This window comes from Caproicibacter sp., from assembly GCF_046707225.1.
Taxonomy (GTDB): domain Bacteria; phylum Bacillota; class Clostridia; order Oscillospirales; family Acutalibacteraceae; genus Caproicibacter.
In genome coordinates this window covers 1-13,924 of record NZ_JBJKOP010000052.1, presented here as the reverse complement: position 1 = coordinate 13,924, position 13,924 = coordinate 1, and the positions used below count along the sequence as shown (strand labels likewise).

Below are 13,924 nucleotides of genomic sequence, written 5' to 3'. Positions count from 1 at the left end.
AGAAAAGACTGTCTGCCATGCGCTCACCTCCCCGGCGCGTGAATAGAAATTCCCCTCTAAAAACTGTGTATGGATTTATAGAACCGATTTTCTACGGACAATCTTTATTCCAAATGCCTCCCACATATATTTTACCAAAGAGCATTTTACGAGGTGAAATATATGTCCGACGATTCAAAAAGAATTGAACTGCCAAAGACGTTACAGGAACGGATGTTAAAATTCTTTTTGAAGGCGCAGTGCAAAGCCATGGAAGCAGATCTTAACAGTGAAAAAGATGAGCCGCCGCAAAATCCTATCAATAAAGATGATAGGAGCAGTGGCTGATGGAAACAGCAATTTATGTTCGCGTATCCACAGAGGAACAGGCGCAGGAAGGTTTCTCCATCCGGGCACAGGAGCAGAAGCTCAAGGATTATGTGAGAATCAAAGATTGGTCAATCTATAAAATATACGCCGACGAAGGCATCTCCGGCAAAGACATTACCGGACGCCCCGCGGTCAAAGAAATGATTGCGGACGTAAAATCCGGGCTCGTTAAAAACGTGCTGGTGTTCAAGATCGACCGCCTCACACGCTCCACGGCGGATTTGATTTATTTGGTTGACCTGTTCAATGCCAATGACTGCGAATTCAACTCCTTAATGGAGTCTATTGATACACAAACGGCATCCGGCAGAATGTTTATCAAAATCATCGGGATCTTTGCGGAGTTTGAGCGTGAAAACATTATCGAGCGAACACGGGTCGGCGTCGAACGCAAGGTGAAGGAAGGGTATTCACTCTGCACATCGTCGGCAAGTTTCGGATATGACCGCGTGAAGGGCCAAAAAATGCAAACAGTAAATCCCGCCGAAGCCGAAGTCGTACGGGATGTTTTTGAAATGTTTGTGAACAACGGACTTACACTCACGGACATTGCGCGGCGGCTTAATTTGCGCGGTATATTAACGAAGAAAGACAAAACATGGTCGTCTGTGAAAGTCAGGCGCGTCCTCACCAATTGCAACTATGTGGGCGATGTGCGCCACCACATGAACGATTCCAAACACAAGCAGGAATACGACGGCTTGCATGAAGCGATTATTCCACAGGAACTTTTTGATGCTGCGAAGGACATTCTTGAGCAAAATAAAAAGGTAGGTATCACAAAGCCGCCGAATGACAATAAATATTTTGCCGGATTTTTGGTATGCGCAAAGTGCGGCTACAAGATGAAAACCTATGAGTCCCGCAAACAGTTAAAAACGAAAATTCAAATTACGGTCGGATATGTATGCTGTAATCATACTCTCGGGACCTGTACCGTCGGCAGTATGAGCCACAAGAAGGTGGAGGCGGCTTTCGAGGAATACATATCCCAGATCGCGGATTTTAATGATGCGGATAATCCTTCTCGTGCAGAAGAGAAAAAAATCAAGCATGACAACAGCGAAGCAATCCTGTCGCTGGAAGCCAAGCTGAAAGGCCTTGAAACAAGGGAACGCGAAACACTGGAGCGATATGTCCATAACGAAATTGACTTTGATGATTACCGCGAAATGAAGAAGCTGGTCGCATCGGATAAGCTGGTTCTGAGTGCCGAACTGGAACGCCTCAGCGCCGCTCCCAAACCCACGGCGGCCAAGCCACAGGAAATCGCTCGGAATTTTCGAGAGAACTGGGATAAGTTATCGAACCACGAACGCCGCGCTTTCCTGAAACAGTTTGTAGAGCGGATTGTCATTGAAAGCGTGAAGCCAAAAGGCGAGTATTTTGGGCAGGTGAAGATTCGGGAAGTACGGTGGAGAATGTAAAGTGCTTTTGTCCGTATTTGCATGTGTTGGGATTTAAGTCTTGCCTCCACGACTGGCAGATCATGTCATCCAGCATATAGAAACATTATGTAACCATTTCGTCTCCTCACATTACCATAGTTGATTCTGCTCGGTAGCAATATTTATTGGTGCTGCGTCGCATAAGTTATAGACATATTGCAAATCAGATATTGTATACGGAATGTCTGTAAAAACGTTTAAATCTTTAGAATTATACAATGAACAGGAAATCAATTTAAACTTGGTTTCTTTTGCCTCAACAGGTGATATTCGTTGCAACTCACGTTCAATATTAATGTTAAAACTTAAACTATTGAAATATTTGGGAATACTTCGAAGATATTCAACTAGATCAATAATTGATTCACCATGGCTGTTATTTTCAATGCAAATTGCAACTAGAAAATTTGTTTCTTCATTAAAAACCTGTAAATGTTTAATTTTAACAATAGGCAAGTCGTTTACTACTGTTTTAACTTCAATATTCGCCTTATCGGAAATAAAATCGTATTTTGAGTAGGTACCATTTCGATGCCAATCAGATGATAAATCTCTATTAAGAGAATTGTATATTTTCTTCATAAATGTTAGTTCGCCCCATAACCCAACAAGATTTTTAAAATGCTGCTCTTGTGAAGGTTGAAAAAGGCTAGACAATGAATAAAAAAAATCCCAGAAGCTCAATTCTTCACTATGGGTACTGTAAATGCGACAAAGCCTAATAAATGCCTCTATGTTTTTATCCTCAATTGATCCTTTAAATTGAATTATATTATAATAGCCAGTTGAAAACTGTGAAGTGTTTTCTATAGCGCTAATATAAACATGGGTCTTAATCGAAAGGAACTCAGTATCGACACTATTGTGCTCGAGTTGCTGTACGTTTTTTGCTGCATACAACAACTTCTTTTGTGTACCAAAAAAGCCCGAACTCTCCGTCAATTTTTCAAGTAAATAAATAGATTCTGTAGTAGGTATAAGTTTTAAGTTATTTAATAATTGAGTATTCACACAATCACCCCTTTACAAAATATACACGTTCTTTAGGGAGATAGATTGCAAACATATATTGAGTGAATTCAGGGAGTTCTTGTACTCTACCTGACGAAAGTTCCTTCTTGGGTATAATTTTGTGTATTTGAATATTAACACAATCTTTATTAACAATAACAAAGCTATCGCCTTGATAGTTAATTTTTTCGGTCTCTTTGCTGTCAGCACCTTGATGAAGTGCATAAATTTTGTTGTCTCTATAAAAACTTCTTTTGCGCCCTTCTCCATCAAAGCCACTCATAAGGATAACCGGAATAGTTGTCTCAGTGGCAAGCAAGTCTGCCAAGGGCTTTCTCTCAAATGGCTCAAGGTCAAAGACCGTCTGAATCTGCTCAACCAATTTATTAATTTTGTCTTTAGATAGAAGCACATATGAGGCTGTTTGGGCACCATCTACTCTCCCTGCACTAGTACCTATTAAAGGTAACCCTTCTAATACAGAAAGAACTACATTATTGTTGTGATCAAGTTGGATTTTATCAAAGATGCCAACTCGCTGCTTAATCCACCTACTTTTAAAGGCTACGGATTTATATGATGCGACATTTTTACGAGTGGGTTTCTGTCTTGTATTTTCCGCCTGAATTAGAATATCATTGATAGCCATTTCGCCATTTTGGATAGAATAAAATTGTTCCCACAGATCTTCTTCAATTTCCGACAGAGTGGTAAATTCCCTCGCAATTTCTTCTGTTGTAAATATCTTACAAATATCAATATATGAATTCCTATATCCAAACCAACGAGCTCTCTGCAAATTGGTATCCATATTCCCACCGTCATTCGCCCAGCGCGTAAAGTAAGTAGTCACTAATCGAGGGAAGGTAACACCACGTTGAAGAAGATCTCCCCCAATATAAATTCTATGCTTTCTTAAATTTTCGTTTGCCTGTGTTATTCTCCCTGCTGAATTTTTAAGGATGATATAGGTTCTTTTAACGACTTCACAGACTTTCTCAAAAATATCATCAAAAGAATATTTCGCTTGAATTTGCTCTGAAAAGCAATTATTGTAAACTTTGAATAATTCCTTTTTTCTAATGGGAAAGCTTTCATCTTTATATTTGACGGTATCCTTAAACTCTTGAATATATCCATCAATAGAAGAATAAATTTCGCTGTGATCACTTACATTTCGATGAGAATGAATAATCATATCGCTTGTAAGAATTCCACGTAACTTCATAATGGCACTTGCAATTAAGTAATGATTAATTGCACTTCTGAGGGATGCTGATAATTTTCCCGTAAGTTCTTCTGCTTCATCAATTATTTCAATCGTATCTGAATTAAAAAGATGATAAACTTCAGCTCCGCAATATCCTTTTCCTGGTTCAATAAGTCTTATACTATCTGGCCTTAGTGCACTATATTCATTTAAGAATATATTGGCTTGTGGTGTTGCAGTTACCGACAAATATAAAGGATCCGAAATAAGACTTTTCATTTTAACAATTTCCGCATATGTAGCAGAAGCATCTTTAACCTTGTTTTTCTTTGTATTTAAACTGGCTTGATCTCCTTCATCATCAATAATAAAAGCCTTAAGATTACTTTTATTAATGCGAGTTAGCAATCTATTTACCTTACTCATAGCCGCTGGACGTTTCATGGAAATAAGAAATATTGGCTTTTTAGCTTCTAGTAAATCTTCAATAATTTCATCATCAACAGATAATAGTTGAGTACTATCGTCAGAAGAAAAAATGACAGGTGCACTATTATCATAAGTTGTATCATTCGGGATATCAAAAGTTTTCTTAAAACGAGTTGTTGTTTGTGTTAGCAAAGTATTATCATATCCACCATAAATCACAACAAGATTATAGCCATTGTCAAAGGCTAGCGCAGTGAACAACTCAAGATTAGAAGTTTTACCTGATTGAACACGGCCTACTAAGAGCATGTTATTATTTTTTTGGTGAGAATATAATTGAAGTTGAGATTCCCTATAAGTAGAAATAATATTATCTCTAATATTATTTGCCCCTTGTTCACCGTATGAAAGAACATGCTTGTTGTATATCTTTGAATAAAACTCGCCCTGAACTATTGTAAATTCGTTTGCGTTTTGCTCTTTAATGATATACTCTTCCATTTTATTCACCTGCCATCTTAGAAAGATATTTGTTCATATAATTTTTAATTGTAGCCGCCATAATATACCCTTCTTTGTCCGAAGTTAATCGAGCCTGTTGCTCCGCAATAATAAATGATAATACAAACTTTTCGAGTACCTTTTTAAAATTTTCATCTTTAGCATATGGCATGAAAAACGGATGATCAATATTAATTTGAACATCAATTTCTCCATTCTCATTTTCAGAATAATCGATCCAATAATTCAATTTTCCTACAGCCCATTGTACATTTACTCTCTGAGTTGTTATTTGATTAATGGGCACATTATAAGTGCGCACTGTTCCAACAACAGTTGCCTCAGTTTCAATATTAAGGATTGTTTCGATATACTCTTTCGTATCCAAAGAAGTTTTATCGTCACTGTTATTAATTGGAGCATAAGGATATTCTCCATTCGGATCAAAACTGTCATCATTCCCATTTAGTCCTTCAATGGCTTTTTCAATTTCTTTTTGCAATTTATTTGAATTTTCAGTTGAATACTGAGATTCACTCTCACGTTCTTTTCTTGATAGATCAGCAATCTCTATGTAATCTTGAATGTTCATTTTTAAGGCCTCAATAAATACATCTTCCAGCCCATCATCCCAAATAAATCCATCTTTTGCTTGATTTACGGGGAAATCATCCATATTCAGTTCCCCAAACAATTTTAGGGAACGTTGGCTTTGAATTTGTCCAAATATTTGCATTGGTTTATAGTTGGCATCTGTACCACCAATAACAACTCGATCTTGTCTAAACAAGGCAAATCCCGCTTTCGGAAAACTACCTGGATTCATAATAGCGACAAAACCAGTAATATGGTAATTTTTCGTGTCGAATATTATTGTAAAATCCAAAGGCTTTTTCCATGTTTTACCTCTAAAATTAGTTAATATTGTATAGTCATCAAACGCAATAGGCTCATCATTAAACCAAATCTCGATGTTTTTATTATTAATATCACGACGATACATACTCGATAGCAGATCTCTTATTTTCGCAATAGTCCTAGGCCCTGTTATTTTTTTTGTAACTTCAGAGATGGTTATAGTAGTTCCATGCTTGTTTTCATCAACAATGCTGCGATGGATACGAACCGAATTCAGCCCCTCGTTTTTCAATTTAGGAATATTTACGGTCGCATTAAATTCATTACTCGATCCATACTGAGTGCTTTTCACACTCCATATATTACCAAACCAAGAAGCTGCCGTTTTTAGTCCCATACCAAATTCATGACGACCAACTTGCTCATTGTTTTTAGAGTCAAGTAAAATGGCATCTTTAAATTTTTCAATTTCCATCCCATAAGCATTATCTGTAATTGTCAATGTATTGTATTCAATCGAGTATCGTACTTTTACCACTAATCTAATATCTGAATGCCCATTTAATTCTTCAATGTGGGATAAATATGATTGGGTTGAATTATCAACGAACTCAGCAATTGCATACCACGCTTTATAACTTAAGCGAGAAAAAACATTCAATATACTAGCTGCTGGTTGAATATTAAGTTCATATGTATCTTCATTCACTACAGAGATCCGATTCCTGCCATTAGCAGGTTCATCGAAATTATTCAAATCAACCATTTTCTTCACCGTCCCAATCTTCTTGTGCCAAAGAGAACAAACTCTCTCCTAATATTTTCAAAATTCTTACATTTACAGAATTCCCCAATTGCCGATATATCTCCTTATCAGTTCCAGCAAACTTAAATCGCGCATGAAAATTTTGAAGATTAGCAGCTTCACGAGGCGTAATATATCGGAACCTTTCTTTAATTCTATCCCACACTATAGGTGTATTAACAATTGCAACCAAAGAGGGATAATAGGTTGGACGTTTTACACGTATTCCAGATTGGCGTACTTGTATAATGGTGTTATGTATATCAGTTACATCTGTGCCGCAATTCCATTCAAATTTCTGAAAAAGTTTTATACGATTTTTCATATCATACCGTTCCATCCAATTGTCTATAAAAGCACGATGAGATAGATAAAATTCTCTGTTACGATTAACAAAGTTCTTTTTCCAGTCCGGCATGGATTCATATCCCAAACTAATTTTCAGGTCATCAGTATTATCAATACCTACTCCGAAACAACTAATCCAAAGTGGAAAACCTATAACTCCTATTCTTGTTTCTCGTCTTAATTCATCCCATGCATTTATCATTAACTCCTGCTCTTCAGGAATATTATATGAATCTGAAACATTATCTTCTAAAATGCTCCAAGCGTCCCCCATTTTACATTTTTTAAAATATCTATCAATAGCTAAATCCTCAATGTGAATATATCCATTTGTGAGAATTTTTTCATTGCGAATCGACTTTCTAATTCCCAAAATATATACTCTTTCCCTAATTTGCGGTATACCAAAGTCACTTGGAGAAAGAATAATTGGAGCTTCAGTAATGTAAAAATTTCGCTGCATAAGTTCTTTACAAATAATATCCCAGTTTTCTGACTTATCGGCTAAATTTCGAACATTTTCTAAAATAATAAATTTAATTTCAGAATGGCCATCAATAATATCCAATATTTTATAAAATAAATTTCCACGTGTTTTATCTTTAAAACCCTTTTGCTTTCCTGCTTTGCTAAATGGTTGACATGGAAATCCTGCACACAACACATCAAAAGATTCAATGCTTGATGGGGCAATATCATTCACATCTCTACGAATTTCATCTTCTTTTGTTTTGAAATTTAGCGCATATGTTTCAACACAAGCTTCATTTATCTCCGCTGCCATTATGCATTTTCCACCAAGATATCTCATCGCTTGATGAAAACCACCTATGCCTGCAAATAGATCGATAAATGTAAATCTTGCTGTACATCTTTTTGTAGGTTGACGTCGAGAACCTTGTGGCTTTTGGGCATTTTCCGGTATTCTCCACCTACCGTTTTTTTTCACAGCGCCCGAAATTCTTCCTGTGCTACACAGAATTGTAACCCAAGTAGCCGAAACTCCCCAAATTTCTGCCACCTCTGTAACTGTTTTATATTTCATAAACCAACGATTCTCCTGTATAAAGAATATCTTATCTGTAAAAATCATGATTCAGCATTCAGCGTTTGATTTAACATTATTCTTATCATTCAAGCGCTTTCAGCCAAGCTTGCACTGTAGATGAAACAATTCCGTTACTTCGTAAGATGGATGCAATATTCTTTGCAGTAATAAGCAATATTGGATGACCATCTTCTAGTATTTCTTTTCTCGCTTGAGAATCGACATAACTTGTAGTAACTAAAATACCAAATTGACGATATTTAATTCTTGAAATTAGTCTCGAAGTTTCTTTCACCCCAACTGAGGTATTATCAGAATAGCATTTAGCTTCCAATGCACATTCGACGTTTAAATAATTATTTCGAACACCAATTCTATATTTTCCAAGTGCATCTCGTCCTCCGTCACGCCATGGTCGTGTAAGATTAAATTCATAGAAATTTGGATCCATTATCTGTATAATGCTGGATGCACATTTTTCAAATCCCTGTGGATTGCTTTTGTAAAAATCACTAATTGTTTGAATAATTTCATTATCATTTTCGTTGCTGGTTAATTGCTCATACTTTGATGGTATATTTTGAATTTTTGGAGCTTTTAAAGGCTTAATACCATTTCTTCCTTTTGAAATAAACGATTTCCAGCACATAGGTGCATATTTAATATTGTTTTCGTAATCATACACCAATGAAATTAGCCAATCTTTGCAGATACTCTCTTGCTTTAAATCAAGTATCGTAAAATACGCTTCATAATTTTGAAATCTTTGATCATTCATAGTTCTCCAGAATGAAATTAAGTCTCTATCTGGTGGAATATTAATATTACCTAGAGCAGCTAAGCCAAGAAATTTGACATCTCTACCGTCACCGGTTTTCTGAAATATCAGGAAAGGAGGAATTTTGTTAATATCATCTGGATTGTTTAGCCAAGAAAAAACATCTCGAAGCAAAGCATTGCCTTTTTTACGCGTGTCGTGTAAATCATTACCAGGATGACGATTGTCACCATAGTATCGAAATACGCCACTTTCTGCATCCAGATAATCAGGCCATTCCAGTTCAGATAAAGATGTATATATAACAACATAGGCTGGTAAATTCATATTGTCTTGACGATGAGTAATTCTAAAACCGCCTTGATTGGATGTTCTTGGTAGCAAAGTATGTAATGGTTCAGCCGAAATATTTTTCGCCGTACCGCCTTTATATATTGCATCAATTAGCAAGGGAGCTTGCGTCAACTCGTCAAAATTATATATTTCCATAGCAAAGCATCAACCTCTCATCTGCTGAAAGCAGGGCAAAACACTTAGTTATTGCCCAATAATATCTCTAAATGTACACTCCGAATCCATCCGTACTTTTCCGTTCTCTCTCGCCAGAACACTCAGGCACAAACTCCATGATATCTTCGATACGACAATCCAAGACCTCACAAATACGTGCAAGCGTATTTGTAGTCAAACTTTCATTTTTATTCAATTTTGTCATTAAAGAAGGACTGAGATGTGCTGCATCGCGCAAGTCCTTTTTCTTCATGTCGCGGTCTATCAATAGTTTCCATAACCGTTTGTAATCCGCTCGCATAAAACAGCTCCTTTACCTAATGGAAATATTATACCGTGTTGACAACAATATAGCAACAAAAAACGACTAATTTTAGTGATACTAACAATGGACAAAATAAATCCCCCCATCTTCGCGCATATGCATTAAAGGAAATTATGCTTGCGGGAGGAATGTCCATGCCATATCAGTCAATTCTATCTCTGTCGGACTTGCAAGCCTACCTTTCCGGTGCGACCATCGTCGCTTTCGACTTTGAAACCGCGCCGGATGACTCATACCGGAACGATGACCGCGCCGCGCTGGACGCGCATAAGTCGCATATTGTCGGCATCAGCTTTTCGGTAGCCGAGGGTGACGCCGTCTATCTGCCGCTAACACATCGTGTCGGGCAAAACGCCGCCGAACAGGATGCTATTTGGGCGTGGCTAAAACCGGAGCTTTTCATGAACCCCGCCGTCACCAAGGTTGTCCACAACCTCGCGTTTGAGAGCGCGTTTTTGTACGCGCGCGGCATCGTGGTGCAGGAACCCTGCTACGACACCATCGCGGCGGCTCAGCTGGTGTATAAAAACGAGAAGGAGTTCCGTTCGCTCGGCGACTGCGGCCTGAAAACGCTGGTACCGGAATACTTCGGCGAGCAGCTGCCGTCCTATACCGAAACGGTCGGCGGTCTTCATTTTGATGAACTTGATCCGCAAGCGGAGCGCACCGTTCGGTATGCCTGTGCCGACTCGGATTACGCTTTGCGCCTGTATCATCTGCTCAACAACTGGTTTGACCGCTTTCTGCCGAAACACCGGTTTATCGTAGAAAAAATCGAATCCCCCACCGCCGTCTATGTCGGCCTGATGCGGTATAACGGGCTTCCTTTCGATGTGGAATTAATGAAAGCGAAACGGGTCGAGGCTGAAAAACATCTTACGGAAATTCGCAAATCAATTGAATTCATCATCGGCGACATCCCCATCGGCGCGAACGCCAGCACCGCCGCTTTCAAAAAATATCTGTTTGAACGTATGAAGCTGCCGAAAGTGAAACAAACGGAGAAGGAACAGAACGCGCTCGATGACGAGGCACTGATTTTGCTCAAAGAACACTGTGAAAAAAAGCGCCCGGAGCTGGTTCGCCTCTTTGATCTGGTGCAGGAATACCGGCGCTGGGGAAAGATCAAATCTACCTACATAGACGGATACCTCAAGTATGTCAACACGGCTACCGGACGCATCCATCCCGATCTGCTGCCGCTGGCCACCGAAACGGGTCGCTTCGCATCCAAAAATCCGAACTGCCAGAATATGCCGAGGGCGGGCGCGGACGATATCGGTGTCCGCAATTTTATCACCGCGCCGGAGGAAAGAATCCTGCTGTCGCTGGATTTTTCACAGATCGAACTGCGTGTAGGCGCGTTCTACTGCAAGGATGAAAAGATGCTCGAAACCTATCGTTCCGGCGGGGATATCCACGCCCAGACCACCTCTGTCATTTACAAAATTCCGCTGGAGCAGGCAAAGAACAAAAGCGCGCCGGAGTACAAAGAGCGGCGCACCATCGCCAAGAACTGCAACTTCGGTACCTTTTTCGGGCTGTTCCCGAAAGGACTGCAAAAAACGCTGAAATTCAAGGCCGGGCTGGATGTTTCGCTCAATGAATGCGAGAGCATTATCCGCAACCTCAAAGCCGGATACCCCCGCCTTTCGCGCTGGCAGGAGGAAACGAAAAAGCGCGCCGAGTTCCGCAAATATACCGAAACATGGCTCGGTCGACGGCGCTCCCTGCCGGGCATAACCTCACGGGACTGGAATGTGAAGTCCTTCGCGCAGCGCGTGGCTATGAACACGCCGATTCAGGGAACGGCGGCGGACATTCTCAAACTTGCTCTCGGACGGATTATCCGGGGCCTGCCGGAACGCCCATGGCTTTGTCCTTTATTGCAAATTCACGACGAACTGGTCTTTGAACTGCCCAAAAATCACCTCAAAGAAGCCGTTATTTTCATCAAAAACTGCATGGAAACGAGGCCTTTTGATGCATTTTCAGTGCCGATTGTGGCAGAGGCCGCCGCCGGAACCCGGTTTGGGGAGCTGCATGAACTGGAGGAATGCCTGTGAGCGAATATTCTCTGAAGCCGGTTCCGGTCAGTCCAGGTGAATTCCTCGGCGCGTTTTTTGAACCGGCGGAGTCCGTCTGCCTGCGAATCTTCTCCGACCGCCCCGATAACGCGTTTTCCGGTCAGAAACTGAAAATAGAACAAGGGCATTTCGACAAAATTGTCGATACGCTCAAAGCCCACAACAGGCAGAATCACGGGATATATTTTGTCATCAACTACGGCGGGCATGAGGATTCCGAAATTACCCGCATCAACGCCCAGTTCATGGAATGCGACGATATTCCGCTGGAAGAGCAGCTGGCGAAAATACAGGCTTTTCCGCTCGAACCATCGCTGATCGTCAGGACCCGAAAGTCGCTTCACTGCTACTGGCTGATGAAAAATGCCAAAGTGGAACGCTTCCGGTCCATCCAGAGGCGGCTAGTCGCATATTTCGGAGCAGACCCGGCTTGCGTAAACGAAAGCCGGGTCTTCCGTCTCCCGAGCTTTCTGCACTGCAAGGAAGAACCTGTTCCTGTGGAATGCGTTAAATTCAGCCCGGAACTGCGGTACACCCAGAAAGAGCTCGAGGCTGTTCTTCCGGAGCTTCCCGAAGAAAGCGAACCGCCGCGCGCCGCTTCAGCCCCGATTAAAGATCGGGGCACCCAGAAAGGATTAGTGAGGGTGGGCCTTCACTGCGCGTTCATTCAGCATTGTAAAAGGGACGCGAAAACTCTCTCAGAGCCGGACTGGTACGCCATGATCTCCAATCTGGCGGTTTTCGAGGGCGGCGAGGCCGTCATCCACAAGCTGTCGAAACCGTATCCGGCCTACGATTATGACGCCACACAGGCGAAAATCGACCATTTCTATAAATCCGGCACCAAACCGATGACCTGCCGGAAAATTGCGGAGCGCGGTTTTGTCTGCCCGAAAATGCGCGGCGGCAGCTGCGCCTGCAAATCACCGGCGGGGCTGGCATTTCACCCGATGAGCGTGGAAGAGCTGAAAAAAGCGCTCGCATCCGTCAAAACCAAGCAGGAGGCCGCCGTCGACATTCATACGGCGCGCCGGTTTATCAACGATTACCTTTATAACATCGACCCCGGAATCGCGGGTGCGTTTATCGGCGACAATATCAAGAACCACTTTAAATTCAAGGCGGCTGACCTCAAAACGCTTCCGGCCTACCAAAAAGAACTGTATAAATCTTTTTCGGCAACACAGGAAGCACGCAAGGAACGGCGCGGAAGCGAGATTCCCACGTGGTATGAGGTTTCCGAAAAAGGAAAGTGGAATTTCCTGCCCGGCGTGCTCGCCGACCATTGCGCCGAGAACGAGCATGTTTTTTACTGTGCCGACAGCTACTATTTTTATGAAAACGGCGTGTATCTGCCGAAAAACGACAAAACCGCACAGCGAAAGGTGCGTTCCTATATGAACGCGCGCTACGCGCTGGCGGCTGAAATCCGGGACGCGGAATGGCAATGGCAGGTGCTGGTCGACAAAACAGTGCGTGAGATCAATGTAAATCCCTACATCATGAACTTTAAAAACGGGCTGTACAACGTGATGACCGATGAATTCCTGCCGCACAACCCGAAATACCTGTCCACAATCCGGCTGGGCGGAAATTATGACCCGGAATCACAGTGCCCTATTTTCATGCGTTACCTCTCCGATGTCCTGCCGGAAAGCGAAGTCCCGCTGATACAGGAGATTCTGGGATATTTTCTCATTCCGGTCAACAAAGCGCAGAAATCGTTTGTAATTGTAGGTAAAGGCGACAGTGGAAAATCGACGTTCCTGTCCGTGGTGCAGGACGTCCTGCTCGGCGCTGACAATGTATCCACCCTAACCTGGCAGGCGCTGGACGAGAAATTCGCAACGGTCCAGCTTTTCGGCAAACTGGCGAATGTGTTCGCCGACCTCCCGTCCGAGAATATCCGTGACACGGGAACCTTCAAGGCAATCACCGGCGAGGACTATATCTCCGCACAGCATAAATTTAAGGAATACTTCTCTTTCAAGCCCTTTGCACGGCTACTGTTCTCCTGCAACAGTGTTCCCAAGAGCTACACCGACCGCTCGGACGGCTTCTACCGCCGCCTGATGCTGATCCGCTTTGACCGGGCAATACCGGAGGAGAAGCGCGACCCGAATCTGAAAGAAAAGCTGGCCGCCGAGGCCGACGGCATACTGGCGTGGTCAATGGCCGGGCTTCGGCGTTTGATGGA

10 protein-coding genes are annotated in these 13,924 nt (G+C 41.8%); 4 read left to right on the top strand and 6 right to left on the bottom strand.

The genetic code is table 11. The annotated features are described in order from the left end of the window. Positions 1–162: 162 nt before the first annotated feature. Both ACLQ3M_RS14635 and ACLQ3M_RS14630 read left to right on the top strand, forming a co-directional pair. A complete protein-coding gene (locus ACLQ3M_RS14635; protein ID WP_411678432.1) occupies positions 163–327 on the top strand; it encodes a hypothetical protein in 165 nt (54 codons plus the stop codon). Next, a complete protein-coding gene (locus ACLQ3M_RS14630) occupies positions 327–1,796 on the top strand; it encodes a recombinase family protein (RefSeq protein ID WP_411678431.1) in 1,470 nt (489 codons plus the stop codon). The genes ACLQ3M_RS14635 and ACLQ3M_RS14630 overlap by 1 nt, the downstream gene beginning before the upstream one ends. Before the next feature lie 111 nt (positions 1,797–1,907). On the opposite strand, the gene ACLQ3M_RS14625 is transcribed toward ACLQ3M_RS14630, so the two are convergent. The 6 genes from ACLQ3M_RS14625 to ACLQ3M_RS14600 form a co-directional block, all read right to left on the bottom strand. After that, positions 1,908–2,828 (bottom strand): PD-(D/E)XK motif protein, encoded by a 921-nt coding sequence (locus ACLQ3M_RS14625; RefSeq protein ID WP_411678430.1) that lies wholly within the window; start codon positions 2,826–2,828, stop codon positions 1,908–1,910. Between the two features lie 4 nt (positions 2,829–2,832). Next, a complete protein-coding gene (locus tag ACLQ3M_RS14620; protein ID WP_411678429.1) occupies positions 2,833–4,968 on the bottom strand; it encodes a Z1 domain-containing protein in 2,136 nt (711 codons plus the stop codon). A gap of 1 nt (position 4,969) precedes the next feature. Continuing rightward, a complete protein-coding gene (locus ACLQ3M_RS14615; protein WP_411678460.1) occupies positions 4,970–6,592 on the bottom strand; it encodes an ATP-binding protein in 1,623 nt (540 codons plus the stop codon). Then, positions 6,585–8,072: a DNA cytosine methyltransferase gene (locus ACLQ3M_RS14610; protein ID WP_411678428.1), complete on the bottom strand. Its 1,488-nt coding sequence runs from the start codon at positions 8,070–8,072 to the stop codon at positions 6,585–6,587. The genes ACLQ3M_RS14615 and ACLQ3M_RS14610 overlap by 8 nt, the downstream gene beginning before the upstream one ends. A 37-nt stretch (positions 8,073–8,109) precedes the next feature. Beyond that, complete coding sequence (locus ACLQ3M_RS14605; RefSeq protein WP_411678427.1) at positions 8,110–9,294, bottom strand: restriction endonuclease; 1,185 nt, start codon at positions 9,292–9,294, stop codon at positions 8,110–8,112. 67 nt (positions 9,295–9,361) lie between these two features. After that, entirely contained in the window at positions 9,362–9,616 is a 255-nt protein-coding gene (locus ACLQ3M_RS14600; protein WP_411678426.1) for a helix-turn-helix domain-containing protein, read from the bottom strand. Between the two features lie 158 nt (positions 9,617–9,774). Between ACLQ3M_RS14600 and ACLQ3M_RS14595 the strand changes: the two genes are divergently transcribed. Continuing rightward, a complete protein-coding gene (locus ACLQ3M_RS14595; RefSeq protein ID WP_411678425.1) occupies positions 9,775–11,706 on the top strand; it encodes a bifunctional 3'-5' exonuclease/DNA polymerase in 1,932 nt (643 codons plus the stop codon). Beyond that, a partial coding sequence (locus tag ACLQ3M_RS14590) for a phage/plasmid primase, P4 family (protein ID WP_411678424.1) occupies positions 11,703–13,924 on the top strand: 2,222 nt, incomplete at its 3' end. The genes ACLQ3M_RS14595 and ACLQ3M_RS14590, both read left to right, overlap by 4 nt.

What these genes read in the sequence shown, in the direction of transcription:
- ACLQ3M_RS14620 (WP_411678429.1), bottom strand. Translation starts at nt 4,968, where the DNA reads ATGGAAGAGTATATCATTAAAGAGCAAAACGCAAACGAATTTACAATA.
- ACLQ3M_RS14635 (WP_411678432.1), top strand. Translation starts at nt 163, where the DNA reads ATGTCCGACGATTCAAAAAGAATTGAACTGCCAAAGACGTTACAGGAA.
- ACLQ3M_RS14615 (WP_411678460.1), bottom strand. Translation starts at nt 6,592, where the DNA reads ATGGTTGATTTGAATAATTTCGATGAACCTGCTAATGGCAGGAATCGG.
- ACLQ3M_RS14630 (WP_411678431.1), top strand. Translation starts at nt 327, where the DNA reads ATGGAAACAGCAATTTATGTTCGCGTATCCACAGAGGAACAGGCGCAG.
- ACLQ3M_RS14600 (WP_411678426.1), bottom strand. Translation starts at nt 9,616, where the DNA reads ATGCGAGCGGATTACAAACGGTTATGGAAACTATTGATAGACCGCGAC.
- ACLQ3M_RS14605 (WP_411678427.1), bottom strand. Translation starts at nt 9,294, where the DNA reads ATGGAAATATATAATTTTGACGAGTTGACGCAAGCTCCCTTGCTAATT.
- ACLQ3M_RS14610 (WP_411678428.1), bottom strand. Translation starts at nt 8,072, where the DNA reads ATGATTTTTACAGATAAGATATTCTTTATACAGGAGAATCGTTGGTTT.
- ACLQ3M_RS14595 (WP_411678425.1), top strand. Translation starts at nt 9,775, where the DNA reads ATGCCATATCAGTCAATTCTATCTCTGTCGGACTTGCAAGCCTACCTT.